This window comes from Flavobacterium sp. PS2, from assembly GCF_046250155.1.
GTDB lineage: Bacteria > Bacteroidota > Bacteroidia > Flavobacteriales > Flavobacteriaceae > Flavobacterium.
The window spans coordinates 4,211,489-4,236,803 of sequence record NZ_CP176426.1; the positions used below are offsets into that span (position 1 = coordinate 4,211,489).

The 25,315-nt window shown below is 33.4% G+C and carries 25 protein-coding genes; 18 read left to right on the forward strand and 7 right to left on the reverse strand.

Translation table 11 applies throughout. The features are described 5' to 3' along the window. The first annotated feature begins 186 nt into the window (after positions 1-186). From ACJ6WR_RS18590 to moaA, 16 genes are all read left to right on the forward strand, one after another. Positions 187-1,662 carry an MFS transporter gene (locus ACJ6WR_RS18590; protein WP_323490789.1) on the forward strand — a complete coding sequence of 492 codons (1,476 nt, stop codon included), beginning with the start codon at positions 187-189 and terminating at the stop codon, positions 1,660-1,662. Positions 1,663-1,682: 20 nt separating this feature from the next. Next, on the forward strand, positions 1,683-3,275 hold the full coding sequence (locus tag ACJ6WR_RS18595; RefSeq protein WP_409416100.1) for a magnesium transporter MgtE N-terminal domain-containing protein: 1,593 nt from the start codon (positions 1,683-1,685) through the stop codon (positions 3,273-3,275). 28 nt (positions 3,276-3,303) lie between these two features. Next, on the forward strand, positions 3,304-4,356 hold the full coding sequence (locus tag ACJ6WR_RS18600; protein ID WP_409416101.1) for an MFS transporter: 1,053 nt from the start codon (positions 3,304-3,306) through the stop codon (positions 4,354-4,356). 78 nt (positions 4,357-4,434) lie between these two features. Beyond that, complete coding sequence (locus ACJ6WR_RS18605) at positions 4,435-6,651, forward strand: molybdopterin oxidoreductase family protein (RefSeq protein WP_409416102.1); 2,217 nt, start codon at positions 4,435-4,437, stop codon at positions 6,649-6,651. A gap of 17 nt (positions 6,652-6,668) precedes the next feature. Next, entirely contained in the window at positions 6,669-7,238 is a 570-nt protein-coding gene (locus tag ACJ6WR_RS18610; RefSeq protein ID WP_409416103.1) for a 4Fe-4S dicluster domain-containing protein, read from the forward strand. Between the two features lie 11 nt (positions 7,239-7,249). Next, positions 7,250-7,762, forward strand: coding sequence for a Rieske (2Fe-2S) protein (locus ACJ6WR_RS18615; protein WP_039112844.1), 513 nt, complete (start codon positions 7,250-7,252; stop codon positions 7,760-7,762). A gap of 23 nt (positions 7,763-7,785) precedes the next feature. Beyond that, entirely contained in the window at positions 7,786-8,034 is a 249-nt protein-coding gene (locus tag ACJ6WR_RS18620) for a DUF6755 family protein (RefSeq protein ID WP_039112843.1), read from the forward strand. A gap of 243 nt (positions 8,035-8,277) precedes the next feature. Continuing rightward, on the forward strand, positions 8,278-9,450 hold the full coding sequence (gene glp / locus ACJ6WR_RS18625; protein ID WP_409416104.1) for a gephyrin-like molybdotransferase Glp: 1,173 nt from the start codon (positions 8,278-8,280) through the stop codon (positions 9,448-9,450). A gap of 8 nt (positions 9,451-9,458) precedes the next feature. Beyond that, a complete protein-coding gene (locus tag ACJ6WR_RS18630; RefSeq protein ID WP_086895092.1) occupies positions 9,459-10,205 on the forward strand; it encodes a sulfite exporter TauE/SafE family protein in 747 nt (248 codons plus the stop codon). Between the two features lie 26 nt (positions 10,206-10,231). Next, positions 10,232-10,813 carry a molybdenum cofactor guanylyltransferase gene (locus ACJ6WR_RS18635; RefSeq protein ID WP_409416105.1) on the forward strand — a complete coding sequence of 194 codons (582 nt, stop codon included), beginning with the start codon at positions 10,232-10,234 and terminating at the stop codon, positions 10,811-10,813. Then, complete coding sequence (gene cobA / locus ACJ6WR_RS18640; RefSeq protein WP_409416106.1) at positions 10,810-11,604, forward strand: uroporphyrinogen-III C-methyltransferase; 795 nt, start codon at positions 10,810-10,812, stop codon at positions 11,602-11,604. Before ACJ6WR_RS18635 ends, cobA begins: the two co-directional genes overlap by 4 nt. Then, positions 11,601-11,837, forward strand: a complete 237-nt coding sequence (locus ACJ6WR_RS18645) for a MoaD/ThiS family protein (protein ID WP_409416107.1) — start codon at positions 11,601-11,603, stop codon at positions 11,835-11,837. The genes cobA and ACJ6WR_RS18645 overlap by 4 nt, the downstream gene beginning before the upstream one ends. Positions 11,838-11,848: 11 nt before the next feature. Then, positions 11,849-12,925 (forward strand): molybdopterin-synthase adenylyltransferase MoeB, encoded by a 1,077-nt coding sequence (gene moeB / locus ACJ6WR_RS18650; protein WP_409416108.1) that lies wholly within the window; start codon positions 11,849-11,851, stop codon positions 12,923-12,925. 213 nt (positions 12,926-13,138) lie between these two features. Next, positions 13,139-13,570 carry a molybdenum cofactor biosynthesis protein MoaE gene (locus ACJ6WR_RS18655; RefSeq protein ID WP_086895088.1) on the forward strand — a complete coding sequence of 144 codons (432 nt, stop codon included), beginning with the start codon at positions 13,139-13,141 and terminating at the stop codon, positions 13,568-13,570. A 3-nt stretch (positions 13,571-13,573) separates the two neighbouring features. Further along, positions 13,574-14,488 (forward strand): bifunctional molybdenum cofactor biosynthesis protein MoaC/MoaB, encoded by a 915-nt coding sequence (moaCB, locus tag ACJ6WR_RS18660; protein WP_039120569.1) that lies wholly within the window; start codon positions 13,574-13,576, stop codon positions 14,486-14,488. After that, positions 14,475-15,482: a GTP 3',8-cyclase MoaA gene (gene moaA / locus ACJ6WR_RS18665; RefSeq protein WP_409416109.1), complete on the forward strand. Its 1,008-nt coding sequence runs from the start codon at positions 14,475-14,477 to the stop codon at positions 15,480-15,482. Before moaCB ends, moaA begins: the two co-directional genes overlap by 14 nt. A 626-nt stretch (positions 15,483-16,108) precedes the next feature. Here the strand turns inward: moaA and ACJ6WR_RS18670 are convergent. The 4 genes from ACJ6WR_RS18670 to ACJ6WR_RS18685 all read right to left on the reverse strand — a co-directional run bounded on the left by ACJ6WR_RS18670 (position 16,109) and on the right by ACJ6WR_RS18685 (position 20,146). Next, the gene (locus ACJ6WR_RS18670; RefSeq protein ID WP_409416110.1) at positions 16,109-16,810 is read right to left on the reverse strand and encodes a hypothetical protein; all 702 of its coding nucleotides are present in this window, start codon (positions 16,808-16,810) and stop codon (positions 16,109-16,111) included. Between the two features lie 246 nt (positions 16,811-17,056). Then, positions 17,057-18,325, reverse strand: a complete 1,269-nt coding sequence (locus tag ACJ6WR_RS18675) for an alginate export family protein (protein WP_409416111.1) — start codon at positions 18,323-18,325, stop codon at positions 17,057-17,059. Between the two features lie 450 nt (positions 18,326-18,775). Continuing rightward, a complete protein-coding gene (locus ACJ6WR_RS18680) occupies positions 18,776-19,435 on the reverse strand; it encodes a response regulator (protein ID WP_039112831.1) in 660 nt (219 codons plus the stop codon). A 126-nt stretch (positions 19,436-19,561) separates the two neighbouring features. Further along, positions 19,562-20,146: a DUF4202 domain-containing protein gene (locus ACJ6WR_RS18685; protein WP_323490778.1), complete on the reverse strand. Its 585-nt coding sequence runs from the start codon at positions 20,144-20,146 to the stop codon at positions 19,562-19,564. 218 nt (positions 20,147-20,364) lie between these two features. Here ACJ6WR_RS18685 and ACJ6WR_RS18690 point away from each other — a divergent pair, with 218 nt between their 5' ends. After that, positions 20,365-21,165, forward strand: coding sequence for an META domain-containing protein (locus ACJ6WR_RS18690; protein WP_409416112.1), 801 nt, complete (start codon positions 20,365-20,367; stop codon positions 21,163-21,165). A gap of 352 nt (positions 21,166-21,517) precedes the next feature. On the opposite strand, the gene ACJ6WR_RS18695 is transcribed toward ACJ6WR_RS18690, so the two are convergent. Continuing rightward, positions 21,518-22,786: a DUF2130 domain-containing protein gene (locus ACJ6WR_RS18695; protein ID WP_409416113.1), complete on the reverse strand. Its 1,269-nt coding sequence runs from the start codon at positions 22,784-22,786 to the stop codon at positions 21,518-21,520. 438 nt (positions 22,787-23,224) lie between these two features. On the opposite strand from ACJ6WR_RS18695, the gene ACJ6WR_RS18700 reads away from it, so the two are divergent. Further along, on the forward strand, positions 23,225-23,932 hold the full coding sequence (locus ACJ6WR_RS18700; RefSeq protein ID WP_323490776.1) for a class I SAM-dependent methyltransferase: 708 nt from the start codon (positions 23,225-23,227) through the stop codon (positions 23,930-23,932). 115 nt (positions 23,933-24,047) lie between these two features. Here the strand turns inward: ACJ6WR_RS18700 and ACJ6WR_RS18705 are convergent, their stop codons facing one another. Both ACJ6WR_RS18705 and ACJ6WR_RS18710 read right to left on the reverse strand, forming a co-directional pair. Beyond that, positions 24,048-25,040 carry a zinc-dependent alcohol dehydrogenase family protein gene (locus ACJ6WR_RS18705; RefSeq protein WP_409417938.1) on the reverse strand — a complete coding sequence of 331 codons (993 nt, stop codon included), beginning with the start codon at positions 25,038-25,040 and terminating at the stop codon, positions 24,048-24,050. Continuing rightward, entirely contained in the window at positions 25,037-25,315 is a 279-nt protein-coding gene (locus ACJ6WR_RS18710) for a putative quinol monooxygenase (protein ID WP_039117385.1), read from the reverse strand. The genes ACJ6WR_RS18705 and ACJ6WR_RS18710 overlap by 4 nt, the downstream gene beginning before the upstream one ends.

Genomic DNA, 25,315 nt, shown 5'->3' on the forward strand with positions numbered 1-25,315 from the left:
ATAAAACCACCATTGTTTAAAATAATATCCGATTGGCTATAAAAAACCTATTAAGGATAATATTGTCCTTAATATGACAAATGTCATTTTAAGTGGAAATTGATTTCTTTAATTTTGATTTTTAATTAAAGAGGTTCATAACTAGAGTACTGATTTAATTAAAAACGATATTAAAAACAGTCAATTATGAGTAGTTTATCTCAATCACACAAAATTTTATTTTTAAATACTTTAGCATTTACAATCTGTTTTGCTTGCTGGACACTAAATGGTGTTTTGGTTACGTATCTTGTAGATAAAGGTATATTTAATTGGACAGTTGTAGAAACAGGTTGGTTGCTAGGAATCCCTATTCTTTCAGGATCAGTTTTCAGACTTCCTATAGGTATATTAACAGATAAATATGGAGGGAAGATTATATTTTCTGTTTTATTGTTATTATGTTCTGTTCCTCTTTTTCTTCTTCCGTTTGCAAATTCATTCTGGAGTTTTGCAGTTTTAAGCTTTTTATTTGGTTTAGTAGGAACCAGTTTTGCTGTAGGTATAGGATATACTTCGGCTTGGTATCCTCAAAATTGGCAAGGAAGAGCTTTGGGTATTTTCGGAATGGGAAATGCAGGTGCAGCGATTACAACTTTTGTTGCGCCAACTTTATTAAATCATCTATCAGAAAAGGATCCATTAAATGGTTGGAAAATGCTACCAATAATTTATGGAGGTGTTTTAGTTCTTATAGGAATACTTTTTATTGTTTTTGCTAAAAATAAAACCAATCCAGGAGTTTCAAAAACAATGAAAGAGCTAATGTCTCCGCTTAAAAACATCCGAGTTTGGCGTTTTGGAGCCTATTACTTTTTAGTCTTCGGATGTTTCGTAGCTTATTCACAATGGTTAGTACCTAATTTCATGAATGTTTACCATACTTCATTGGTAATGGGAGGGATGTTTGCAACAATGTTCAGTTTGCCATCTGGAATAATCAGAGCTTTTGGAGGTTATTTATCTGATAAATTCGGAGCTAGAAAAGTAATGTATTGGGTTTTAGGCTCATCGATAGTTATTAGTTTCTTACTGATGTTCCCAAAAATGGAAATCTTTACAGCAGGTCCTGGAGTTTTGGCTAGTAATAATGGTATTGTTACCGAAGTTGCTGCCGATGCAGTAATTGTAAATGGTAAAGAGCATAAAATCAATACAAAAGTAATTTCGGGTAATGATGACACAGCAATTTTTCCAGTTAAAAATTCTTGGCAGGAAATAGTTGTAGAACAAAATCAAGAAGTAAAAAAGAAAGAATTACTAGCTAAGGGAATCACTCAAATAAAATTTAGCGCCAATCTTTGGGTCTATGTGATTTTGGTAATCCTGATAGGTATTTCATGGGGAATTGGTAAAGCAGCTGTATATAAACACATTCCGGAATACTTTCCTAATGAGGTAGGTGTTGTTGGTGGAATGGTAGGTTTAATAGGTGGATTAGGCGGATTTGTAGGCCCGATTATCTTTGGTTATCTCCTTAATTATACTGGGCTCTGGACTAGTTCCTGGATATTTATTTTCATCGTATCAGTTCTTTGCTTGTTATGGATGCACCGAACTATTATAAATGCAATGAGAGCAAAATCTCCAAATTTTACCAGAGAAATAGAAGACAAACATTAAAAATTAAAATAAATTAATATATGAAAACTTGGTTAGACAAATGGGAGCCCGAAGATGAAGCATTTTGGAGTTCTACCGGAAGTAAAATTGCTTGGAGGACATTAACAATAACAACAATAACTTTAGTATTATCATTTGCCTCATGGTTTATGATGAGTGTTATAGCGGTTAAATTACCAGGATTAGGGTTTCGTTTTACTAAAGATCAACTTTTCTGGCTAACAGCAATTCCTGGATTAGCTGCCGGAATCTTAAGAATTATTCACACTTTTATATTACCAATATTTGGAACGCGACATATAGTGTCGATTGCTACACTTATTAAATTAATTCCTGTAATAGGAATTGGTTTTGCAGTGATGGATGTAAATACTCCATTTTGGGTATTTGCAGTTTTAGCTTTTACTACAGGTTTTGGAGGTGGAGATTTCTCCTCTTATATGCCAAGTACAAGTTTATTTTTCCCTAAAAGGCTTAAAGGTACGGCACTCGGAATTCAGGCGGGAATTGGAAATTTTGGTGTTTCGGTAGCACAATTTGTAACACCACTTATTATAAGCGTCAGTATTTTTGGAGCCTCGTTAGTATTTACAAGTATTGATCATAAAGAAGCAATAGTTGTTTTTCAGGATGCTAGTATTGAAAAACAAAAAGAGGTTTTTGCTGCATTAGATCCTGAGGTACAAGCTAGAATATTGACCAATGTAAAGAAAACTGTTATTGACTCTGTAAGTACATCAATACAATCAGATGATAAAGTGGCTCTTTTTACGTCACTGCCTTTAAAAGCAAAAGCTAAGGCTATTGCAAATGCAAACCCAAAAATGGCTGAAAAAATATTAAATGATATCAGTCCAAAAAATACAGCAGTTAATAATAAAGAAATCTATTTACAGTCGGCTGCATTTTGGTATGCTCCCTTTCTAATATTATTGTCTATTATAAGTTGGTTTTACTTAAAAAGTATTCCAATGAAAGCATCGGTTAAAGAGCAATTAGACATTTTTTCAAACAAGCATACTTGGTATTGTACAATTACTTACGTAATGACTTTTGGAACTTTCGCTGGTTTATCTGCAGCTTTCCCATTAATGATTAAGTTTTTATATGGAGATTTCCCTAATGCACCAGATCCTTTAGTTTATGCTTTTTACGGACCACTTATAGGTTCTGCGAGCCGTATTGCTTTTGGTTTTGTTGCAGATAAAGTGGGAGGAGCTATACTTACTACAATTACTGGTTTAGGAATTTTAGCAGGAGCAATTATTTTAGTTACAGAAGGATTAGTAGCACCAACAAGTATGGATCAATTTCCTCTTTTTGTAACAGTAATTTTAGCGATGTTCTTTTTTACAGGAATTGGAAACGCAGGTACGTTTAGACAATACCCAATTATTTTTGCCGAAAACCAACGTCAGGCAGCTGGAGTTATTGGTTGGACAGCAGCAATCGCAGCTTTTGGGCCATTTATCTTTTCAAAATTAATCGGGAACAATATTTCTGCTAATGGTACTGTAAATCAATTCTTTATTGGCGTTGCTATTTTCACTATATTAGCTACAGGTATCAATTGGTGGTTCTATAATCGTAAAGGTTGTGAGAAACCGAGTTAATAAGTAATTCATTAAATTTTAATTAAGGATGAAAAATAAAACTTTTAATACCAAAGCTTTACTTGTTGCAACTCTTGTATCTGCATTAACTATAGTACTTGTGTTTTACGGGTCGAGACAACTACAAAATTTTGATGCTGCACTAGTTACTTATTTATTCGGAACTGTGTTTGCCTTCTTCGGTATCGTATATCGTTATTCAGTTTGGTTACAACGCCCACCCACATGGATGTATTTTAAGCGTAGTATCAAGTTTCTATTTACAGGAAAAATATTCTCCCATTTATGGTTTTTAGGAAAAGAATCGGTAGAGAATATTGTTGTTCAGAAATTCATTTACCCAAGAAGTAAATACCGTTGGATAGCACACTTTTGTATTGCATTAGGTTGTATGTCGGCATTTGCAATAACAATTCCGCTTACGTTCGGTTGGATACATTTTACATTGGCACCAGATTCTATTTCAATTTATGAAGCCCATTTTTTTGGATTTAAAATGATGGATTTCAAAATAGGATCATTTATGGCATTCATGATTTTTCATGCTTTAAACTGGTCATCTTGGTTAGTTATAATTGGATCAGTTTATTATTTGCGAAGACGATTAACAAATCCAGGTTTAATAGCTACGCAATCTTTTGAGGGCGATTTATTACCACTTATTTTATTAATCGCAATATCAGTTACAGGATTATGTCTTACCTATTCTTATCAATTTATGAAAGGATTTGCGTTTGATTTCCTGGCTGTAATTCATGCCGTAACAGTAATTATGTTTTTAATATGGATTCCTTTCGGGAAATTCTTCCATATCATTCAGCGTCCAGCCCAGATAGGAGCCCATATTTACAAGAAAGAAGGAATGAAAAAAGGAATGGCAGTTTGTCCGCATACCGGAGAAGAATTTGCTACCCAATTACATATTAACGATTTAAAGATTGTTACCCAAGAATTAGGTTTTGACTTTACCCACGAAGATGGAACTTCACACCTTGATTTAAGTCCAGAAGGAAAAAGATCCCGATTGGCGCAAGCACATTTAAAAGCAAGATTAGAAAGTGGCGGAAGCTTATTTGGATAAATATTTACAGTTTACAGTGGCAGTATTCAGTACCAGTTTAGAACTTTAAACTTTAAACAAAACAAACAAAGAAAAAACATGGCAAAATTACCTGTATCAACCGAGAAGATAATTGAAGATTTTGGACCGCATTTAAATTATGCGCCTAAAGATGGTTACGAAGGTAGAGATGAACCAGATGAAATAGTAAAAACACATTGTTGTTTTTGCGGAATGCAATGTGGTATTCAATTATTAGTAAAAGAAAATAAAGTAGTAGGTTTTGAACCTTGGATGGAATTTCCTTTTAACGAAGGGCGTTTGTGTCCAAAAGGAGTACAGCGCTATTTACAAAATAATCATCCCGACCGACTTTTGCATCCTATAAAAAGAGTAGAAGGAAAAGGTTTTGAGAAAACTACTTGGGATGAAGCAATGGATAAAACCGTATCTGAGATAAAAAGAATTCAGGAAAAATATGGCAAGCATGCTTTTTCTATGTTATCTGGAGTATCACTTTCCAACGAAAAAAGTTACTTGGTAGGAAAGTTTGCGCGTGTAGCGTTAAAAACTAGAAACCTAGATTATAACGGAAGACTTTGTATGGTGAGTGCAGGAGCAGGAAATAAAAAAGCTTTTGGATTGGACCGTGCTTCAAATAATTATTCTGATTTAGAATATGCCGAAGTAATTATTGTTAGTGGTGCAAACATTAGCGAAACATTCCCAACATTAACCCATTGGATTTGGAAAGCCAGAGATAGAGGAGCTAAACTTATAGTTATAGATCCTAGAATGATTCCGTTGGCAAGAACTGCAGATATTCATTTAGACATAAAACCTGGAACCGACTCGGCATTATATGGTGCGATGCTAAAATATTTGGTAGATCACGATATGTTAGACCATGATTTTATAGACAACTATACATCAGGTTTTCAGGAAACTATAGATGCTGTAAAAGATTATACCTTAGAATGGGCTGAAGAAATTACAGGAATTGATAAGAATAAAATTAAAGCTGCGGCAGAATTATGGGGTAAAGCCAAAACGAGCTTTTTGCTTCACGCACGCGGAATCGAACAACATACTAAAGGAGTTGATAATGTAGTAGGCTGTATCAATTTAGTTCTGGCAACAGGAAGACTAGGCAAACCTTACTGCGGATACGGAACAATAACCGGACAAGGAAATGGACAAGGAGGAAGAGAGCATGGTCATAAATGCGATCAATTGCCAGGAAACAGAGATATTGAAAATCCGGAACATCGTAAATACATATCGCAAGTTTGGGGAATTGATGAAAAAGATATGCCAGGAAAAGGGCTATCAGCTTACGAAATCATTGATGCCATCCATAGAGGAGAAATAAAAGGATTACTTTCTATTTGTTTTAATCCGTTGGTATCATTGCCAAATAATAGTTATGTAAGAGAAGCACTTGAAAAATTAGAGTTTTATGTTTGTATCGATTTCTTCTTGAATGAAACTGCCCGTCATGCAGATATTGTTCTTGCAGGATCTTTGCAAGAAGAAGAAGAAGGAACAACTACATCGGCAGAAGGACGAGTTATCAGAATTCGCCAAGCAGTTACTCCTCCAGGAGATGCAAGAACAGATACTTCTATTTTCTTAGAACTGGCAAAAAGACTGGGTGAAGAAGATAAGTTTACGTATGAAAATAGTGAAGCTATTTTTAATGAGCTTCGAGTTGCCTCAAAAGGAGGAACAGCAGATTATTTTGGAATATCTTATAAAAAAATAGAAGATAATATGGGAGTTTTTTGGCCTTGTCCAACAGATGATCACCCAGGAACACCTAGATTATGGGAAGATAAAGTATTTTGTACTCCAGATAAGAAAGCTCATTTTAATCCGGCGCCATATAGATTACCAAGTGAAGTTACAGATGATAAATATCCGATAACGCTCACAACTGGGCGTGTTGTTTCTCAATATTTAAGCGGAACTCAAACACGAAGAATAGGGAAGTTAGTAGATCAAATTCCAGAACCTTTACTAGAAATTCATCCTGAGCTAGCTTTGAAATACGGAATTAAACAGCGTGAATTAGTGCGAGTTGAAACCCGAAGAGGAGAAGGGATTTTTCCAGCAAATATTGTTGAGACAATCCGAAAAGATACCGTTTTTATCCCTTATCATTGGCCAGGAGCAAAATCAGCAAATCAATTAACAATCGGAACATTAGATCCGGTTTCTAAAATGCCAGAATTTAAAGTTTGTGCCTGTTTATTGGATCCACAAGGAGTAATTGCGCCACCATCTACAGAATCTGAAGCTTATGCAAGTATTTAATCTATAAAAACGTGACTATGAACCAAACTAATTTTAATACAAATGAAGAGTTTTTTGTAGATCTGCAGCGTTGTATTGGTTGTAAGGCTTGCGAAATGGCTTGTGCCGAATGTGAAACTAACGGGCAAGAATCATTGATCAGTGTGAACTATGTCAAGCGTTCATCAACCATTCAAACTACAGTACAGGTTTGTATGCATTGTGAAGATCCTGTATGTGCAAACGTATGTCCAGCCGATGCAATCTCACAAGACGAATTCGGAATCGTACATACTGCCAATACCGAAAGATGTATTGGTTGCTCAAACTGCGTGATGGCATGTCCGTTTGGAGTGCCTAAAAAGATGGAAGAGTACGATTTAATGATGAAATGTACGATGTGTTATGATAGAACAAGTGTGGGTAAAAAACCAATGTGTGCAACTGTTTGCCCTAGTGGAGCTTTATTTTACGGAACAAGAGCCGAAATTGAAGAAATGAGACCAAATAGTACACCAATCAACACATTTATCTTCGGAAAAGAAGTAGTAAATACCAAAGTAAACATTATGATGCCTAAAGGCAGTAATGAATTAAGAATATATTAAATCTAAAATCCATGTCAAAAGAAGATAATTTAAATCAAAACTGGAAAAAAGATTTCCCAATAAAAAAGCAAGAATCTACTCAGGTAAGTCGACGTGATTTTGCTAAATTCCTAACATTTGTGTCAGGAGGATTAATGGTAGGTAGCGGATTTGTTGCTGCAAAAGCCTATTTATTACCAAAAGAAGGAGTGCAAGGAGAGCATTTTATTTGCAATAAAGATGAAGTTCCAGTAGGAGGAACAAGAGGATTTGTAATAGAAGGAAGTACTGTACCTTATATTTTGATACATCTGGAAAACGGAGATTTCAAAGCATATGAACAAAAATGTACGCATTTGTCTTGTTCTGTATTTTATAAACCGGGAACAGGAATAATTCATTGTCCTTGCCATGATGGCTCATTTGATGCTGCGACTGGAGATGTAATTTCTGGACCTCCGCCTAGAGCATTACCAAAATTAGAAGTGTTTTTTAAAGATAAAGGCGTTTTTGTAAAAGAATTTGTAGAACAGAAAGAAAGCTAGAGCAACCCTAAAAAAATAGTAGTATGAGTACTTTTAGAAGAAGTCAGAATCGTGCCAATCCAAATAAGTTGAACAATATACTTTCGACACTAATTTTTATTTTAATCTTAAATGTAAGTATCCAAATTTGGTTGTTATATGCTTCCCTGAACAACGCATTGGATAATAACACAGAAATATTATTGCCTGCATTTATAGCTTCTGCTGTATTGTTTTTAATTGGGTTTTCATGGATGTATTATTTACCACAAGGAAACTTTAAAAAGAAATAAGATATTTCTACAATTGTAATTGCTTAATATATAGGTTTAAAAACGAGTTTATACCTGTAAATGTCTTTGAATACCTTTGTCAAAGTTTTTAATTTTGACAAAGGTTGTGTTAATTTAGAACACAGTATTTAAAGAATTAAGCTTAAATTTATACTCCTTAGAAATTTTAAATTAGTAAAGATTTCTACCAAATTAAAATACTTGTATTTGTAATACGTATTTTTACTTATATAAAACATCAACATGATTCAAGTAGATAAAGCCTTATCCATTATTGCTGACAACAGTATTAAAATGCCAGTTCGTAAAATAAAAGTGAGTAAATCACTTGGTTATATACTTGCCGAAACGGTTTATGCACCTATCGCAATGCCACCATTTCGTCAATCGGCTATGGATGGTTATGCTTTTACACATTCAGATAATAAGCAATATGATGTAATTGGTATTTCGCAAGCAGGAGATAGTGATAAGCATAAGATAAAAGCCAATCAGGCAATACGAATTTTTACTGGAGCATTTGTACCAGATTCTGTAGATACAGTAGTAATGCAAGAGCATGTTACTGTCGATGGAGATTCGATTACGATAGATAAAATGCCAGAAGCTAATGCAAATGTTAGAGCAAAAGGAGAACAGGTTAACGATGGCGATATAATGCTCGAAAAAGATACGCTATTAACTCCAGCTGGAATTGGTTTTTTGGCCTGTTTAGGAATTAGAGAAGTTACAGTGTATAGTAAACCAAAAGTAGCAATTCTTGTTACAGGAAATGAATTGGTACAACCAGGTAAAAAATTAAAATTAGGAAAGATTTTCGAGAGTAATTCGATTATGTTGCAAGCAGCTCTTGAAACTGCAGGGATAAAAAAAGTAAAAGTTTTTAGAGTAAAAGATAATTTAAAAGCCACTAAAAAAGTTTTGAAAAAGCTTTTAGAAAAATACGATATGATTCTTGTTTCGGGAGGGATTTCGGTTGGAGACTATGATTTTGTTAAAGAAGCTTTATTAAAAAATGGAGTAGAAGAGTTGTTTTATAAAATAAACCAAAAGCCAGGAAAACCATTGTTCTTTGGAAATAAAGAAGAAAAATTAGTTTTTGCATTACCAGGAAATCCAGCATCGTCACTTACCAGTTTTTATGTGTATGTTTTACCAGCACTAAAAAAAATGATGGGATTTGAGGATATTCATTTAAAAAGAATTGTTAGAAAACTAAGTACAGCAGTAATTAATACTACAGGGAAAACATTATTTTTAAAAGCGCTATATAATGAAACTCATGTAAGTGTATTAGATAGCCAAAGCTCGGCAATGTTAAATACTTTTGCTACAGCAAATTCTTTGCTTTTTGTACCTTACGACAGTACAGAAATTAAAAAAGATGAAGATGTAATCTTGTTACCATTAGATTAAATATAATTATGAACATATTAACGACCGAAAATTTAATCATTTTTAGCATTGCACTTGTAGTAATTGCTTTTTTATACTCAAGTGTTGGTCATGGTGGAGCTTCAGGCTATTTGGCGCTTATGGCAATTTTTGCCTTTCCGATTGGTATAATGAAACCTTCGGCGCTGTTGCTTAATTTGTTTGTGTCCAGTATCTCTTTTTTCTTTTATTATAAGATGAATTATTTTAAACCCAAGCTCTTTTATCCTTTTGCAATAGCATCGATTCCAGCAGCTTTTATAGGAGGGTTTATAACATTAGATAGTACGGTTTACAAAGTAATATTAGGATTAGTTTTGGTATTTGCAGCATTTAGATTATTTGGTTTTTTTAATTTTAAAGAAAAAGAAGCTGTGGTAATTAAACTTCCTTTTGCATTGGCTTTAGGATTTGGGATAGGTTTATTATCAGGAATGCTAGGAATCGGAGGCGGAATTATATTAAGTCCTATTTTATTATTTTTAGGTTGGGCATCAGTTAAAGAGTCCGCAGCGGTTTCAAGTCTATTTATTTTCGTAAATTCACTAGCGGGAATAACAGGTTATTTTCTAGGAGGAAAAACCATTCCGATAGATAGTTTTTATTTAGTACCAATTGCAGTTTTTGGAGGAATCTTAGGTGGTTATTACGGAAGTGGATATTTCTCTAATAAAACATTAAAATATGTTTTAGGAGTTGTTATTCTGCTCGCAAGTGTAAAATTGATATTTCCATAAAATTAAAAGCAAGTAAAATTTTTGATATGAAAGATCTGGCAGTTTTTATTCTATGTGGAGGAAAAAGTTCCCGGATGCAATCTGAGAAAGGATTAGTATTGTTTAAAGGCAAACCCTTTATAGAACATATCATTCAGGCTATTGTGCCTATTACAAATAACATACACTTGGTTACAAATGGAAATGATTATGACTATTTGGAGTATAATAAAATAAGTGATATCGAAATTGACAAAGGTCCGTTGGGAGGAATTTATACTGCTTTGTATCATTCAGAAAGTGAATTTAGCATGATTTTGAGTTGTGACATTCCTTTGATATCTACCGAATTATTATCTGAGTTAATCGAAAAACATGATGAAGAAGCAGCGATTACTGTTTTATCATCAGAGAGTCGGATGCATCCTTTGATTGGGATTTATGCTAAAAAAAATCTTCCAATTATTAAAGAAGCAATTGCCCAAGGAGATTTAAAATTAATGAATCTGATAGCCAAAGTACCGCATCAAATTATAACTTTCGACGAAAGTCAAAGTCTTAATTTTACGAATATAAATTCGCCTGATGAATTAAATGATCTTAATGCCAATTTAAATTCGATGTTATGAAAATATCATTAAGACCTAAGTTAACCGTTGTAGGAGCTGGGCCAGGCGATGTAGAGTTAATTACGATAAAAGCAATAAAAGCATTACAAAATGCCGATGTGGTTTTGTATGATGCTTTGGTAAACGAAGAATTATTAAAATATGCTACAAATGCAGAAATTGTTTTTGTAGGGAAACGTTTGGGATGCCATGCGTATAGTCAGGATCAGATAAACGAATTAATTGTATCGATGTCTGATCGTTATGGTCATGTAGTTCGGTTAAAAGGAGGAGATTCTTTTGTATTTGGGCGTGGGATTGAAGAAATAGAATATGCTCAAAAGTTTAATTTGGAAACAGCTGTTGTTCCCGGAATTTCATCGGCTTTAGGAGTTCCTGCTACAAACGGAATTAGTTTGACACAAAGAGAAATAGCCGAAAGTTTTTGGGTTATTACAGGAACAACTGCAGATCATAAATTATCAAAGGATATAAATTTAGCTTCCCAATCGGCAGCAACAGTAGTTATCCTAATGGGAATGCATAAGCTAGGTGAAATAATTGCTTTATATCAAAAAAACAGAACGGATGATTTGCCTATTACGGTTATTCAAAACGGAACAAAAGAGAATCAAAAGAAAGTAACAGGAACGATTAGTACAATTGTTCAACAGGTTAAAGATAAAGAAATAACTTCGCCAGCAATAATAGTTATTGGTGAAGTAGTAAGAAATATATTAGAACTAAACTCCTATTTTGAAGAATACTTAGAAGATGAGTTTATTTATCAGAATTTAAATTTAAAGCCATGATAGAGGTTAAATATTTTGGTGCTGTCGCAGAAAAAACAAATTGCCCAACAGAAAAAATTCCTTTGGGGAATTTGTCATTGGAACAATTATTAAACGATTTAGATAAAAAATATCAGTTAAATACACTCTCGTTTAGTATAGCAATCAATCAGAAGATAGTTCCCAAAACAACTGTTTATGAATTAAAAAGCAATGATATTATTGCTTTATTGCCACCATTTGCAGGTGGATAAATACATTTAATATGTCAGCATCACGTTATAATCGACAAATTATACTTCCTGAAGTGGGAGAAATTGGTCAACAAAAATTATTTAAAGCCAAAGTATTGATAATTGGTGCAGGTGGTTTAGCATCGGCTATATTGCCTTATTTGGCTGCTGCGGGAGTTGGAAAATTAGGAATTGTAGATGATGATGTAATCGAGTTGAGTAATTTGCATCGTCAGGTTATTTATAAAAATGATGCAGTTGGAAATAGTAAAGTGCTAGAGGCAAAACGCATGGCGACCGAATTAAATCCAACAGTTAAAATAAACGCTATATCCGAAAGACTTTCGGGAGAAAATGCACTTGATTTATTTAAGTATTATGATATAATAGTTGATGCGACAGATAATCTATCAACAAAATATCTTATAAACGATGCCTGTTGCGTTGTAAACAAACCATTAGTTTATGGTTCTATTTATAGATTTGAAGGGCAAGTTTCGGTCTTTAATTATAAAAACGGACCTACGTATCGTTGTTTATATTCAGATGAAAATAGTCAATCTTTAAATTGTAATGATGCAGGAGTAATTGGAATTTCGGTAGGGATTATCGGAATGCTACAAGCAAATGAAGTCATAAAAATGATTTTAGGAATAGGCGAGGTGCTGAGTGGTAAAATACTGGTTTATAGTTTATTGAATAATGAACAGCAAAAGTATGACTTTGAGAAAAAGGAAAACTTAGTTATCGATAAATCTACTTTTGAAGCAAAATATAAAGTAATCAAAAAGCAAGCAGAAGAAATTACGGTCGAAACAGTTTTGAATCAAATAGATTTTGAAGAGATACTTTTTTTAGATGTTAGAAATTTAGGAGAACTTCCAGAAATTAATCTCAAAAATAGAGTTCAGATTCCGTTATTGAATTTAGAAGATGAAATGGAGAAACTGAATAAAAATCAAACTATTTATGTTTTCTGTCAATCAGGAATAAGAAGTAAAATGGCAGTTGAATTACTCAGTAAGAATCAGTTCAAAAATGTAAAAAGTATAATCGGAGGAGCTTTGGCACTGAATCAATTATTGAAAGAAGGTTCAAAGGCTTTTTAAAAGGAACAAAGGTTTTTTTAAAGGAACAAAGGTTCAAAGGTTAAAAAAAAAGGTTCTAAGGCTCTGAGATTCTATGTTTTTAAGCTTTGCGAACTTTGCGGTTAATTTCTTAGTCACAGATTAAAAGGATTAAAGAAAATCTGTGAGAATCTGTGTAATTAGTGGCAAAAAGTTTTTTTAAAAATAATTCGTGGCAAATAAAAATAAAAAATAATGAGTAAAAATGTATTTGTAGAAGGACCAATTTCTTCTGAGTTTATCGCCGAATCTATTGCGAAACATCAATCGAAACATACTATTGGGGCGCACAATATTTTTTTGGGACAAGTTCGTGCCGATGTAATTCATGAGAACACTGTAGTCGCCATTGATTATTCGGCTTATACAGATATGGCGAATGAAGCTTTGCATGCAATTAGAGAAAAAGCGTTTGCCAAATATGATTTAACATGTATGCATATTTATCATAGTTTGGGTGTAGTAAAAGCAGGTGAGATTTGTTTATTTGTTTTTGTTTCGGCTACAAGGCGCAAACAAGTTTATGAAGCTACAGAAGCTATTGTAAATTGGATAAAAACCGATGTGCCTATTTTTGGCAAAGAATTATTTGAAAACGATACTTTCACCTGGAAGCAAAATACCTAGAAAATGGTTGATATTACCCATAAAATAAATACATTACGTTCAGCAACAGCAACAGCAATTGTAAAAGTGAGTCAACAAGCGACTATTGATGCAGTTGTTAATAATTTAGTACCGAAAGGGAATGTTATGGAAATGGCAAAAACAGCAGGATTATTTGCTGTAAAAAACACCCATTTATCCATTCCGGATTGTCATCCTATTCCAATCGAATTTACGGCTGTAGAATATAAAATTGAAGGTTTAACGATCGAAATTATATTTAGAGTTAAAACAGTTTACAAAACAGGAGTAGAGGTCGAAGCAATGCACGGAGCGTCGATTGTGGCGCTTACAATGTATGATATGCTTAAACCGATTGATAAAGAGATTGAGATTTCGACAATAAAATTAATTAATAAAGAAGGAGGAAAATCGTCATTTAAGAACCGTTTTCCAGCAACTATAAAAGCGGCAGTTTTTGTATGTTCTGATTCTATTTTTGCAGGCGATAAAGAAGATCGTTCAGGTAAAATCATTGTTGAAAAACTAGCATCTTATGGGGTAGAAACAGCACATTATGAGATTATTCCTGATGAGGTTGATATTATTCAGGAAAGAACTAAAGCTTACGCAAAAGAGAATCAGTTAGTGATCTTTACAGGAGGAACAGGCTTGTCACCACGTGATGTAACTCCCGAAGCACTAGCGCCATTATTAGAGAGTCGTATTCCGGGTATTGAAGAAGCAGTTCGTAACTATGGGCAACAACGTATGCCGTATGCCATGTTATCACGCACAGTCGCAGGAACTTTAGGGAAGACTTTGGTTTTGGCTTTGCCAGGATCAACTAATGGAGCCAGAGAATCTATGGATGCAATTTTTCCACATGTTTTACATGTATTTCATATTTTAAAAGGCAATAATCATGATGCCAAATAAAACAGTTTTAACAGATGATTTTGGGCGTAAGCACAACTATTTGCGTATTTCTCTTATTGAAAAATGCAATTTGCGTTGTACCTATTGCATGCCTGCTGACGGAATTACATTAACTCCGAAAAATGAGTTAATGACTGCCGATGAGGTTTTTGCTATCGCACAAACATTTGTACAAAACGGTGTTGACAAAATCCGATTAACAGGAGGGGAGCCACTTTTAAGAAAGGATTTTCCTGAAATTATTTCAAAATTAGCCACTTTTAATATTAAACTGTCTCTTACCACCAACGGTATTTTGATAGACCGACATTTAGACGTTTTAAAACAATTTAATGTTCGGGACATTAATTTGAGTCTGGATACTTTAATTGCTTCAAAATTCAATTCGATAACGCTTCGTAATCAGTTTGAGAAAGTAATTGATAATCTGCATTTGCTTTTAAACAATGATTTTAATGTAAAAGTAAATGTCGTTCTGATAAAAGGATTTAATGATGATGAGGTTATTGATTTTATTAAATTAACGAAATTTTTACCTTTATCAATTCGGTTTATAGAGTTTATGCCTTTTGCAGGAAATGCATGGGATAAAAGCAAAATGGTTTCCCAAAAACAAATTTTGGAAACTCTTTCCAATCATTATAATCCATCTGAAATTGAAAAGTTAGAGGATGAAAAAAACTTCACAGCCAGAACTTTTAAAATAAAAGATTATCAAGGAAGTTTCGGAATTATCAGTTCGGTTACAAATCCGTTTTGTGATAGTTGCAATAGAATCCGCCTTACGGCAAATGGTAAAATAAAAAACTGTTTGTTCTCTAATGCCGAAACGGATTTATTAACTCCTTTTAGGAATGGAGAAACGATTACCGATTTGATTTCTGCGGCCATTGATAGTAAGAAAAAAGTAAGAGCAGGAATGACTACAATAGAAGAATTGAACAACCCAAATTTAAACCAGGACAATCGCAGTATGATTGCTATTGGGGGGTAGTTTTTTTTTTTGAGGTTCAAAGGTTTTTTTAAGGCTCAAAGGTTCAAAGATGCAAAGGTTTTTTGTAGAGACGCACCGCAGTGCGTCTACGCAATATTGGTTTATTTATAATGCAAGCCCAAATTTGTCTTTCTGACGTAGGAAGAATCTCCGCGAGTGGCTCGACAATTTAGGATAAGTTTGTGTTAGTTTCTTGTGGAGACCCTTCGTTCCTCAGGGTGACAAGATTGGAGAGAAAAAGGAGCAGAGGTTCAGAGGTTTTTGAGGCTCAAAAGGACAAAGGTTCTGAGTTACTAAGGTTTTGAGTTTAAGTCAGGGTTATAATTCCTTTCATTTTTTAAATTCTATCATATTGTCATAGCTCACGGTTTCAACCGTGTGATACGGATTGTGATAATGCATTATGCTCCAACGGTTGAAACCGTTGGCAATGTTTATAATATGTTATTTGTGCTTGGAATTTTTACAAAGTGATTAGACTAATTTACGCAAAACACCTTTGTCAAAGTTCAAAACTTTGACAAAGGTTAGAAGGTTAACAGATTGATCTACATGCAGAATAAGTAAAGTCTTAGCATCTCCAAACAAAAAAGGGCTCAACTTTTTAAAGTTAAACCCTATTTTAATTATTTCTTCTTTTTCGATTTCGATTTCGATTTTTTTGCCTTCTTTTTTGCTATTTTTTTCGCCTTAGCTTTTTCTTTAGCTTTCTTAGTTTTTTCTTTCTTTTTGGCTTTTGCTTTAAGTTTTGCTTTTTTAGCTTTTTCTTTCTTTTTATCCTTCTTAGCTTTTTCTTTTTTCTTAGCTAATTTCTTTTTTTCTTTCTCTTTCTCCTTATCCTTGTCTTTCATCTTTTTCTTCTTTTTATCTTTTGATTTTTCTTTAATAATTTCTCCTATTGCATCAACTAAATTACCTGTACTAGGAGCTGTGCCTTTTTTCTTTTTTGGTGCTACAACAGGTTTCTCTACTATTGTTTTTTCTACAGTTTTTACAACTGGAGTAGCTACTTTTTTAGCGGGAATAGTTTGAGGTGTTTTTACTGGTGTAGGAGTTGTATCTGTAGTTTGTGCTTTAACAACAGGTTTTGTTGGTGTTGCTTTTTTTACAGGTGGTTTTGGTGCAACTTTTACTGGTGTTGTAGTTGCATTAGTTTGTGTTTTAACAACAGGTTTAGTTGTGATTGTTTTTCTAACAGGAGCTTTTCTAGCTGGTGTTTTTGCTACTGGTGTTGTTACTGGTTTTTTGTCTTCTACAATTGGTTGAACGTCATCTGTTTTGGGTAAATCAGTATTTTGAGTAATACCTTCTGTCGCTTTTTTTTCCATATGATATTGGCTTTATAATTGAAAACTTTTGAAGTTAGTAATGATGAAAGGTTAAGGATGTGTCTAAATTGTTAACTTTCAGTTAAGTAAATATAATCAATATAAATGTACGGCAATGTTAAGTTTTTCCTCAATCATACGCTTTTGGATTATTTTACACATTATCTGCAAAAAAAATCCCCTTTGCTTTGTGCAAAAGGGAAGTTATAAAATTGAGTTTAAAGAGGAGTACTTTACAAAAAGATTCTATTTTTTATAAGTAAAAATCCTTGGATTTACGGAGATCATTAACCAAGCCCAGTTATTGGTATGTCCTGCATATCCAGGAGCTTTTAAAACTTCTAAAGTTTTAGTACCAAACATCTGAGAATAACCTCCTGTAAGTGTGATATCTTTTTTGAAATTGAATCCAGCTGTAAAGTCGACCTCAGTTCCTAAATAGGAATCCATTTTTTTGTTATCTACAACTACATCAGCAGCAGATAAGAATACGTGTGGCATTAATGCAAATTGCCATTTTTTTACATTGTAATTGAATTTTAAAGAAGCATCTTGTAAACCAACGCTGTTTTGATGACCTCCTCCAACATAAAAATAATCCATATACCCGTTGAAAGCATGATTGGTACCAAAAATGGGGTTGAATGATTTGATAACTGTACTTCCGTCATTTGTATCTTTTCCTGATAGATATTCGTAACCAATACCAGCTTTAAATGAATCTGTTATACTGTATGCAAAGTTTACAGCTCCATCCCAGGCGCTTACTTGTTTGTCTGCACTTTTTCCGGTTTGACCGTAGAGACTTAAATTACCATCAATTTTTTTTGTTTTGTAAGTCAGGTAAGTTCCAAAAGTTTGTTTGTAATCAATTAGTAGTTTTTTGTCGACATCATTATTCATATACTCATAACCTGTATTCAAAACTAATAGACTAACTCCTAATTTGTCTACATTAGTATGATACCATGCATATTGCATTGTTTTATAGTTACCTACTGTGTATGGAGTTTGAAAGTTGCTTTCGGCGTCAGAGTTATAGGCTAATCCCATATCAAGCTGATGGTTTTTTGGATGAAAAGAAACCATTAAGGCATCATGACTTTGTCCTTGTTGTAACCAGTCGATTTCTCCCATAATACGTTGATTGTCGTATGAGAGTACTTGACGTCCCGCTCTTGCGCTCCATTTTTCACTTATGTCATATTGTGCCCATGCTTCAAAAAGGGCTACACCATTTGCATCTTTCGTTGTAGTTGTTCCCACATCTCCCCATGTTCTAACATTCTGTAAAGTTAATTTAACTTTTAGCTGGTCTTGCGCAAAGTTTAAATTTAATCTTGTACGTTGAGAAACAAAAGATGTTGCTTCCTGACCATATGGGATAAGAGTTTTATATCCGTTTCTATACTCATAGCGGGGTCTAAGCTGTAAATTTGCGTCAAACTCCTGTGCTTGCATATCAATGCTTATGCCTCCTAATATTAATAAAGCGATAATTTTAAATTTCTTCATAACTAAGTTATTTATATACAGTGTAAAATTAAAGGACAAAAAGGTCTTTTTATGTGATAAAAGTCATACAATCTAAATTTATGGTAAATTATTGTTATTTATTATTTTGCAAGATGCTTCTTAACTTAGTATTTTATTATAGTTAGATGCATTTTTATTAAGTAGGTTGCGAAAACAATAAATCGAAGAACTAGGGCAAAAGTTATTAATAAAGATATAATATTTATTTATAACTGTAAGATTTTTAAATAGTTGTATTAGTTTTTAGGTGGGTGAAATATAATAGTAGTGAAGTTAATTATTGTAGAAAAAACAATAATTATGATGTAATAAAGGGATTTAATTATAATACATACTTATATCGTATTTAGATAAAAGGCTAATTAATGCATTTTAATAGTAAGTATAAATACTTGTTTCCTGAAGTTGTAGGAATTGAGATGTTTTAATCTAGATCAAAGAATATTCTGAAGCCTTATTAGATAGCTCCATTAGATTTTTTACTTTGAGTTTTTTCATTAAATTGAATCGATGAACTTCGGCAGTTCTTTTGCTAATATTAAGAGTTTCTGCAATTTCTTTGTTTCCTTTTCCAGTTAATAATAGTTTAAGAATTTCTCTCTCTCTTCTGGTAATCATTGTTTCTTCACCCGAAGATTGTCTTAAATCAACATTGAAATTGTTATGAAGTAACTGTTTGATTAATATTGCCGATACATCACCGCTAAAGTATTTACCGCCCATAGCGACAGTATGTAACGCTTTTAAAAATTCTTCTTTGCTGGAGCCTTTTAATAAATAACCATCTGCACCTGCCTTAATAGATTTTAAAACATATTCTTCAGATTCATGCATTGTTAATATGATTATTTTAACAGATTGATTCTGATCTCTAAGTTTTTCTACTACTTCGATGCCATTTAAGTGTGGCATTCTAATATCTACTATAAGTAAATCGGGTTGTTTGTCTATAACAATTTCCAGGGCTTCTAAGCCATCTGCTGCTTCCCCAACAACCTCAATATTAGATTCGTTTTTTAATAATGATTTAATGCCATCCCTTACAAATACATGGTCATCTGCCAGAACAACGCGAATGATATCTGCCATTTTACTTAATTTACAAATTAGGATTTACGTATATTCTGCTAGATTATTATGCTAATATACGTAATTCTTAATTTTTTGAGATGATATTAATTTAAAAGTAAAATTGTATGGTAGGAAAATGATAAATTATAAGCCTAAAGAAGCTTTAATTAATTCGAGATTTTCTTTGCTGTAGTTTATTTTTAAGGCTTCCTGATGTCCTTTATCAGACATTTTATCCCAAGTTTTTTTTATGATGTTTTTTAGCTTTTCTTCATCGTGTTTATGCACAAACGGATCAAGATAATATTCTAAAAATACGAGACAAATTACATCTTCTAACAATTGGGTTTCAGCATCTTTTTTAAGTAATTTTTTTTCGATTAAAAAAGAAACGCGAGCTATAAATTCTGAATTATAACCTGCTTTTTCTAAAATTACAGCAGTTGTTTTAGCGTGAAACTTTTTTAAATCTTCTCTCCATTTTAAATATCCCACACGATCCATTGGATAAGATTCTCGGGCAACTTTCCATCTGCAAATATGTTGCGCTTTAGAAGCAATTTGTACTTCTTCTGAAGCTTCTGGATGAAACTCCATTAATTTTGCATACATCCTGTTAGAGTAAAGCAACTCTTTAGGATATGTCGTGTTATTATCGGTTTCATGATTTGGATCCTGAGCATTTTCGGCATCAATCCATTCGCTTGCTTTCTGAAAAGGTGTTGTCATTTATAAGGAGATATATACAACCAAAGATACATAATTTAAGATATATAAATAATCTAAAAGTCAATAGGAATCGTACTAGCAGTAGTACAAATGAGTTAGCGCTTTATCACAGCTGATTGTTGCACTTATTTTTTTATTGTAAATTAGCTAAAAATCTATTTTATTTATTAAAGAAGTTAACATCTTTAAATTTAGGATGTTAATTTAAAATTACACACATGAAAAAACTTTTACTATTAGTCTCGGTCGCAATTTTGTCATTCAGTTGTAAAACGACAGTAAAGCCTAAACCTTTAACACAACCAAAGGAAGAAAACCCCGCATCTATGAATACAAATAATGCAGACGAATATGATGGTTCTACGTTTTTTAAGGCTACTGGAAACGAACCTTTTTGGGGCTTAAAAATAGGTAAAGAAAAAATTACTTTTACCTCGTTGATTGAAGGATTAGAGGAAGTTAGTTCTCCTTATATAGAGCCTATTAGAGCGATGGATGCAAATGTTAAGTTGTATCGTTTTAATACTAAAACAGGTAGTATGAGTATTACGATTCAGCAAATGGATTGTACTGATACAATGTCGGGAGATAAATCGCCTTATAATGTTAAAATCGAAATCACAAATAATAGCGATGGTAGCGTAAAAAATATCGAAGGTTGCGGAAGATATATTACTGATTATCGCTTACATGATATCTGGGTTTTGGAGCAATTAAATGGAAAAAAAGTTGCTGTAGTTGATTTTCAAAGAGAACTACCTAGAATTGAAATTTATAGTGCTGAGAATAGATTTTTAGGCTTTGCAGGATGTAATCAGGTTAACGGAAGTATCTTTTATGAGAAAGATTTATTGCGTTTCACAAATGTGGCTTCAACGTTAATGGCATGTAGTGGAAATAATAAAGAAGATGAATTTTTGCAAGCGCTTCAAAGTACTACAACTTATACTGTAGCCAATAATAGATTATCATTGTCTAATCCGTCTGGATTGCTTTTAGTTTTCAGAAAAATTGACTAAGGAAGGTTCAAAGTTTCTAAGGTTCAGAGCTTCAAAGATGCAAAGGTTCTAAGGTACTGAGATTAAAAAAGACAAGCTACATAATTATGTGGCTTGTCTTTTTTAACTATGTTATGAATTCATTTATATATAAAATAGAGTAAATACTCAATGGGATTTTTCATAGTCTTGTCACGTGAATAAAGAGTTTCGCAAACAGTTAACCAAACGATATTGAGTTACTAGTGCGGTCCTTTCTACGTCAGGTCGACTTGAAGTAATTCCTCAGAGCCTTTGTTTCTTTACGACTCTGAAGCTCTTTTATCTCAATTTCTTAGAACCTTTGCATCTTAGAACCTTTGTACCTTAGAGTTTACTCTAATTCTTCCGCTTGATCATCTACAAAGTCCAATTCTAATGCTCTTACGGTTTGGACTGCGTTTCCGGCGATACCACGTATAGAACCGTACATTCCTAGGGTATTATTGACTACTTTTTCTATTTGTTTCTCACGTTGTTTCCAGATACGTTGCATGGCTCTTTTTTCTGAATCTAAATCGCTTTGCATTTGTGTAAATCCTTCTACGATTCCTTCTATTTGTAAACGGAATTCGTTGCTGGTTAAGAAATCGTATAACATGGCCATTTTATCGCCTTTGTTTTCCTGTGCTTGTACTGCTTGGCTCACTTGTATTAGGGATTGACGTAAAACAGCGCTTAAACCTTTAAATTCATCATAAGTACAAATCCAGATTCCGTCGCGCATTCCCATTCGGTCCATTCCGGTTGGCATTACTTCGGTAACAAGAACTCCAATATTGGCTTTTTTATCTCGAATATCATTCTTGAATTTTTCAATCCAAGCGGGTTGAAAGGCTTTTGTACGCTTACTTTCGTAATATATAGAACCACAATTTTGTAATTCGCGTGTATTTACTATTTGCAAACAATCGGCTCCATTGGCTCCTTTTTTAACTTCGTCGATACTGTCTAAAGGAAAATTAGAAGCTAGCCATTCTTCAATTGCTAATTCCATTACTTCTCCTTGCAATTGCATAGAACCTTGTTCTTGCTTGCGTTTCATTTCTTCGATAAGCTTCTTTTGGTCGTCGGATTGTTTTTGGTATTCTTTTATTTTTAACTCGTTTTTTTCTTCTTCTTGCTTGCGAATTTTATCGCGTTCCAAAACTAAAGTTGCGTTGAGTTGTTTTTGAGATTCAGCTTCGATTGCTTCTTTTATTTCCAGTTTTTCACGCTGAAGTTTAGCAATCTCGCCTTCCATTTTATTTAGTTCGCGTAATTTTTCTGATTTTTCCGAAAGTTCTTTTTCCATCGAAAGCAAACGGTCTTTGTTTTCTTCGTTTAGCTTTGTTTTTAATTTTTCGGTGATTTCTTTTTCAGCAATCTTTTTTTCTCGGTCTAAGCGTTCTGTAAAAAGTTCGTTTTCTTGCTTTTTCTTGGCTTCAAATTCTGCTTTAGCTTTTTCGAATTGCTCGTTTTTAAGCTCCAGTTCTTTTGACTGTGCTGTAGCTTTTTGCTGAAATTCTTTACGGATGCTATCTTCCAATTGATGTTTTAGGATATCGTTTACATCGATTGTTGTTCCGCAATTTGGACACTGAATTGAAGATTGCTCAGCCATTTTGTTTGTTTTTTATGGGTAATATTATTTTCTGCTAAGGTATTTAAAAGTTAGCGATATGCATAATGTTTTATAGCTTCAGTAATTTTATTTGGGTAAATAAATTTGCTTGTGTTTCGTATTTTGATTTTATAATTTCTTGATTTTTATGCCAAGTAAAGTGATGTTCTGGGGAATTATAATAGGATTTATTTCTTTGGCTTGAGCCAAAAAATATTTTAGATGGCGTAGTTTTATAAATTTGGTGTGTATTGATGAATTATGAAACAAGTATTTTTGAAGTATATATCAAAAGAAGACTTTTGAAAAAAAATGTTTCACGCAGATTTGGTAGATTGAGCGGATTATTTTTTTAGCCACTCCAGATTAAAAAGATTTTAATATCTACGATTATCTGCTTAATCTGCCAAATCTGCGTGAAAACCTGAAACAAAAACTATGGAAAAATCAACTACTACAGAAATTAGGGAACGTTTTGATAATGATGTCGAGCGATTTTCAAATTTAGATACGGGTCAATTATCTACAATTGATGCTAAAATTTCGTTGGAACTTATAACAGAAGCTTCTAAGAGAATTGTTCCTAATGCAAAAAATATCTTGGATATTGGTTGTGGTGCAGGAAATTATACGTTGATGATGCTTTCAAAAGTTCCGGATTTAAATTGCACTTTGGTTGATTTGAGTAAACCAATGTTAGATAAAGCTTATGAAAGAGTGTCTGATGAAACTGACGGAAGGGTAGAGGTGAAGCAAGGTGATATTCGCGAAGTCGAATTACAGGAGAATCATTATGATATTATTTTGGCTGGAGCAGTTTTGCATCATTTACGTGATGATCAGGATTGGGAAACTACATTTACTAAGATATTTAAACTATTAAAACCTGGTGGATGTTTTATGATTTCGGATTTAATTACTCAGGATACAGAGTTACTAAATGAATATACCTGGGAGCGATATGGAGATTATCTTGAGGGGTTAGGAGGAAAGGAATATCGCAAAAATGTATTAGATTATGTTGCCAAAGAAGATTCTCCCAGATCGATGAATTATCAGTTAGATTTAATGAAAAAGGTAGGTTTTAGGAGTGTCGAAATCTTACACAAGAATATGTGTTTTGGTGCTTTTGGCGGGATTAAATAATCTAAAAAAGGCTTTAGCAGAATCACTATAGATTCGGCTAAAGCCTTTTTTATTATTGTTATTAAACCGTTGGTTAAAACCAACGGCAAGTCATAGAAATTGATGACCTATAAATTTAAACGATATCTACAACAATTCGTCCAGTAGAAGAACCATCGCTCACTGCTTTATGGGCTTCGATGGCATTGTCCAAAGTGAATTTTCGAGGATCAATAAGAGGTTTTAATTTTCCTTCTTCAAATAATTTTGTGGCTTGTGTCAGGATATCGCTGTGGTGTTTTCTTCCTTCACCACTGATTGCTGGATGTAATACAAAAACACCATGAAGACTTGCTGAACGTAGCGAACTTGTTGCAAGAGTATGTGTTCCAAAAGCATAACAGCTGCTAATTTGACCATAATGACGAATGGCTTTAAATGAATCGTCAAGAGATTGACCTCCAACGGTATCATATATAATATCAAAACCTTTTCCGTCTGTGTATTGATTTACATAATCTTCGACTTGAGTGGTTTTATAATCAATAGGAGTTGCTCCGTACGATTTTACAATGTCTTCTTTTTGTTTAGAAACTGTTGCATAAACGTCTGCACCTAGAGTTTTGGCAAGTTGTACCACAATGTGTCCAACTCCGCCAGCTCCTGCATGTACAAGGACTTTGTCTCCTTTTTTTACTTTTGCTCTGTCGATTAAACCTTCCCAAGCTGTAAGTACCACTAGCGGAATTCCGGCAGCTTCTTTCATGCTTAGGTTTTTTGGTTTTATGGCTAACAAATCAGCATCGACAACGGTGTATTCTGCTAGAGTTCCTTGAAGTCCTAAAACACCTCCTGCTAGTCCGTAAACTTCATCGCCAATTTTGAACTGGGTTACACCTTCACCAATTGCTTCGATTACTCCAGCAAGGTCTGTACCTAAAATAGCTGGTAATACTGGCGATGCATAGGGAGAAACTCCAATTCTGATTTTGTTATCGATTGGGTTTACGCCGCTTGCGTGTATTTTAACCAAAACTTCTCCTTTTTTAGGAGTTGGTTTTTCAATATCTGTACTTACAAATTCAGATTCGTAAGTATTTATAAAAAGTGCTCTCATCTTCTTGATTATAGTATTTGCACTGTTTTGTAAACTTGAATTGGTGCTGAAAGTAAATTTTCGCTTTTTGTAATGAACTCTAGTAAGAAAGGTTGATTGTCGTGTATGTCAAGATCTGATTGGTCTTTCCATTCTTCCCAAATGATAAAAACATTCTCGGCGTTGTGTAAATCGTAACGCACACAAGCGTCTTCTTTTCGGGTTTGATTTACCAGATTTTCAACCAAGGTTTTTACTTGTTGTATACTTTCTTTTTTACTTTTAATAATGGCTGTAATTGAAATCAT

Coding starts and splice junctions, on each gene's coding strand:
- ACJ6WR_RS18590 (WP_323490789.1), top strand. CDS start 187: ATGAGTAGTTTATCTCAATCACACAAAATTTTATTTTTAAATACTTTA.
- ACJ6WR_RS18595 (WP_409416100.1), top strand. CDS start 1,683: ATGAAAACTTGGTTAGACAAATGGGAGCCCGAAGATGAAGCATTTTGG.
- ACJ6WR_RS18600 (WP_409416101.1), top strand. CDS start 3,304: ATGAAAAATAAAACTTTTAATACCAAAGCTTTACTTGTTGCAACTCTT.
- ACJ6WR_RS18605 (WP_409416102.1), top strand. CDS start 4,435: ATGGCAAAATTACCTGTATCAACCGAGAAGATAATTGAAGATTTTGGA.
- ACJ6WR_RS18610 (WP_409416103.1), top strand. CDS start 6,669: ATGAACCAAACTAATTTTAATACAAATGAAGAGTTTTTTGTAGATCTG.
- ACJ6WR_RS18615 (WP_039112844.1), top strand. CDS start 7,250: ATGTCAAAAGAAGATAATTTAAATCAAAACTGGAAAAAAGATTTCCCA.
- ACJ6WR_RS18620 (WP_039112843.1), top strand. CDS start 7,786: ATGAGTACTTTTAGAAGAAGTCAGAATCGTGCCAATCCAAATAAGTTG.
- glp (WP_409416104.1), top strand. CDS start 8,278: ATGATTCAAGTAGATAAAGCCTTATCCATTATTGCTGACAACAGTATT.
- ACJ6WR_RS18630 (WP_086895092.1), top strand. CDS start 9,459: ATGAACATATTAACGACCGAAAATTTAATCATTTTTAGCATTGCACTT.
- ACJ6WR_RS18635 (WP_409416105.1), top strand. CDS start 10,232: ATGAAAGATCTGGCAGTTTTTATTCTATGTGGAGGAAAAAGTTCCCGG.
- cobA (WP_409416106.1), top strand. CDS start 10,810: ATGAAAATATCATTAAGACCTAAGTTAACCGTTGTAGGAGCTGGGCCA.
- ACJ6WR_RS18645 (WP_409416107.1), top strand. CDS start 11,601: ATGATAGAGGTTAAATATTTTGGTGCTGTCGCAGAAAAAACAAATTGC.
- moeB (WP_409416108.1), top strand. CDS start 11,849: ATGTCAGCATCACGTTATAATCGACAAATTATACTTCCTGAAGTGGGA.
- ACJ6WR_RS18655 (WP_086895088.1), top strand. CDS start 13,139: ATGAGTAAAAATGTATTTGTAGAAGGACCAATTTCTTCTGAGTTTATC.
- moaCB (WP_039120569.1), top strand. CDS start 13,574: ATGGTTGATATTACCCATAAAATAAATACATTACGTTCAGCAACAGCA.
- moaA (WP_409416109.1), top strand. CDS start 14,475: ATGATGCCAAATAAAACAGTTTTAACAGATGATTTTGGGCGTAAGCAC.
- ACJ6WR_RS18670 (WP_409416110.1), bottom strand. CDS start 16,810: ATGGAAAAAAAAGCGACAGAAGGTATTACTCAAAATACTGATTTACCC.
- ACJ6WR_RS18675 (WP_409416111.1), bottom strand. CDS start 18,325: ATGAAGAAATTTAAAATTATCGCTTTATTAATATTAGGAGGCATAAGC.
- ACJ6WR_RS18680 (WP_039112831.1), bottom strand. CDS start 19,435: ATGGCAGATATCATTCGCGTTGTTCTGGCAGATGACCATGTATTTGTA.
- ACJ6WR_RS18685 (WP_323490778.1), bottom strand. CDS start 20,146: ATGACAACACCTTTTCAGAAAGCAAGCGAATGGATTGATGCCGAAAAT.
- ACJ6WR_RS18690 (WP_409416112.1), top strand. CDS start 20,365: ATGAAAAAACTTTTACTATTAGTCTCGGTCGCAATTTTGTCATTCAGT.
- ACJ6WR_RS18695 (WP_409416113.1), bottom strand. CDS start 22,786: ATGGCTGAGCAATCTTCAATTCAGTGTCCAAATTGCGGAACAACAATC.
- ACJ6WR_RS18700 (WP_323490776.1), top strand. CDS start 23,225: ATGGAAAAATCAACTACTACAGAAATTAGGGAACGTTTTGATAATGAT.
- ACJ6WR_RS18710 (WP_039117385.1), bottom strand. CDS start 25,315: ATGATTTCAATTACAGCCATTATTAAAAGTAAAAAAGAAAGTATACAA.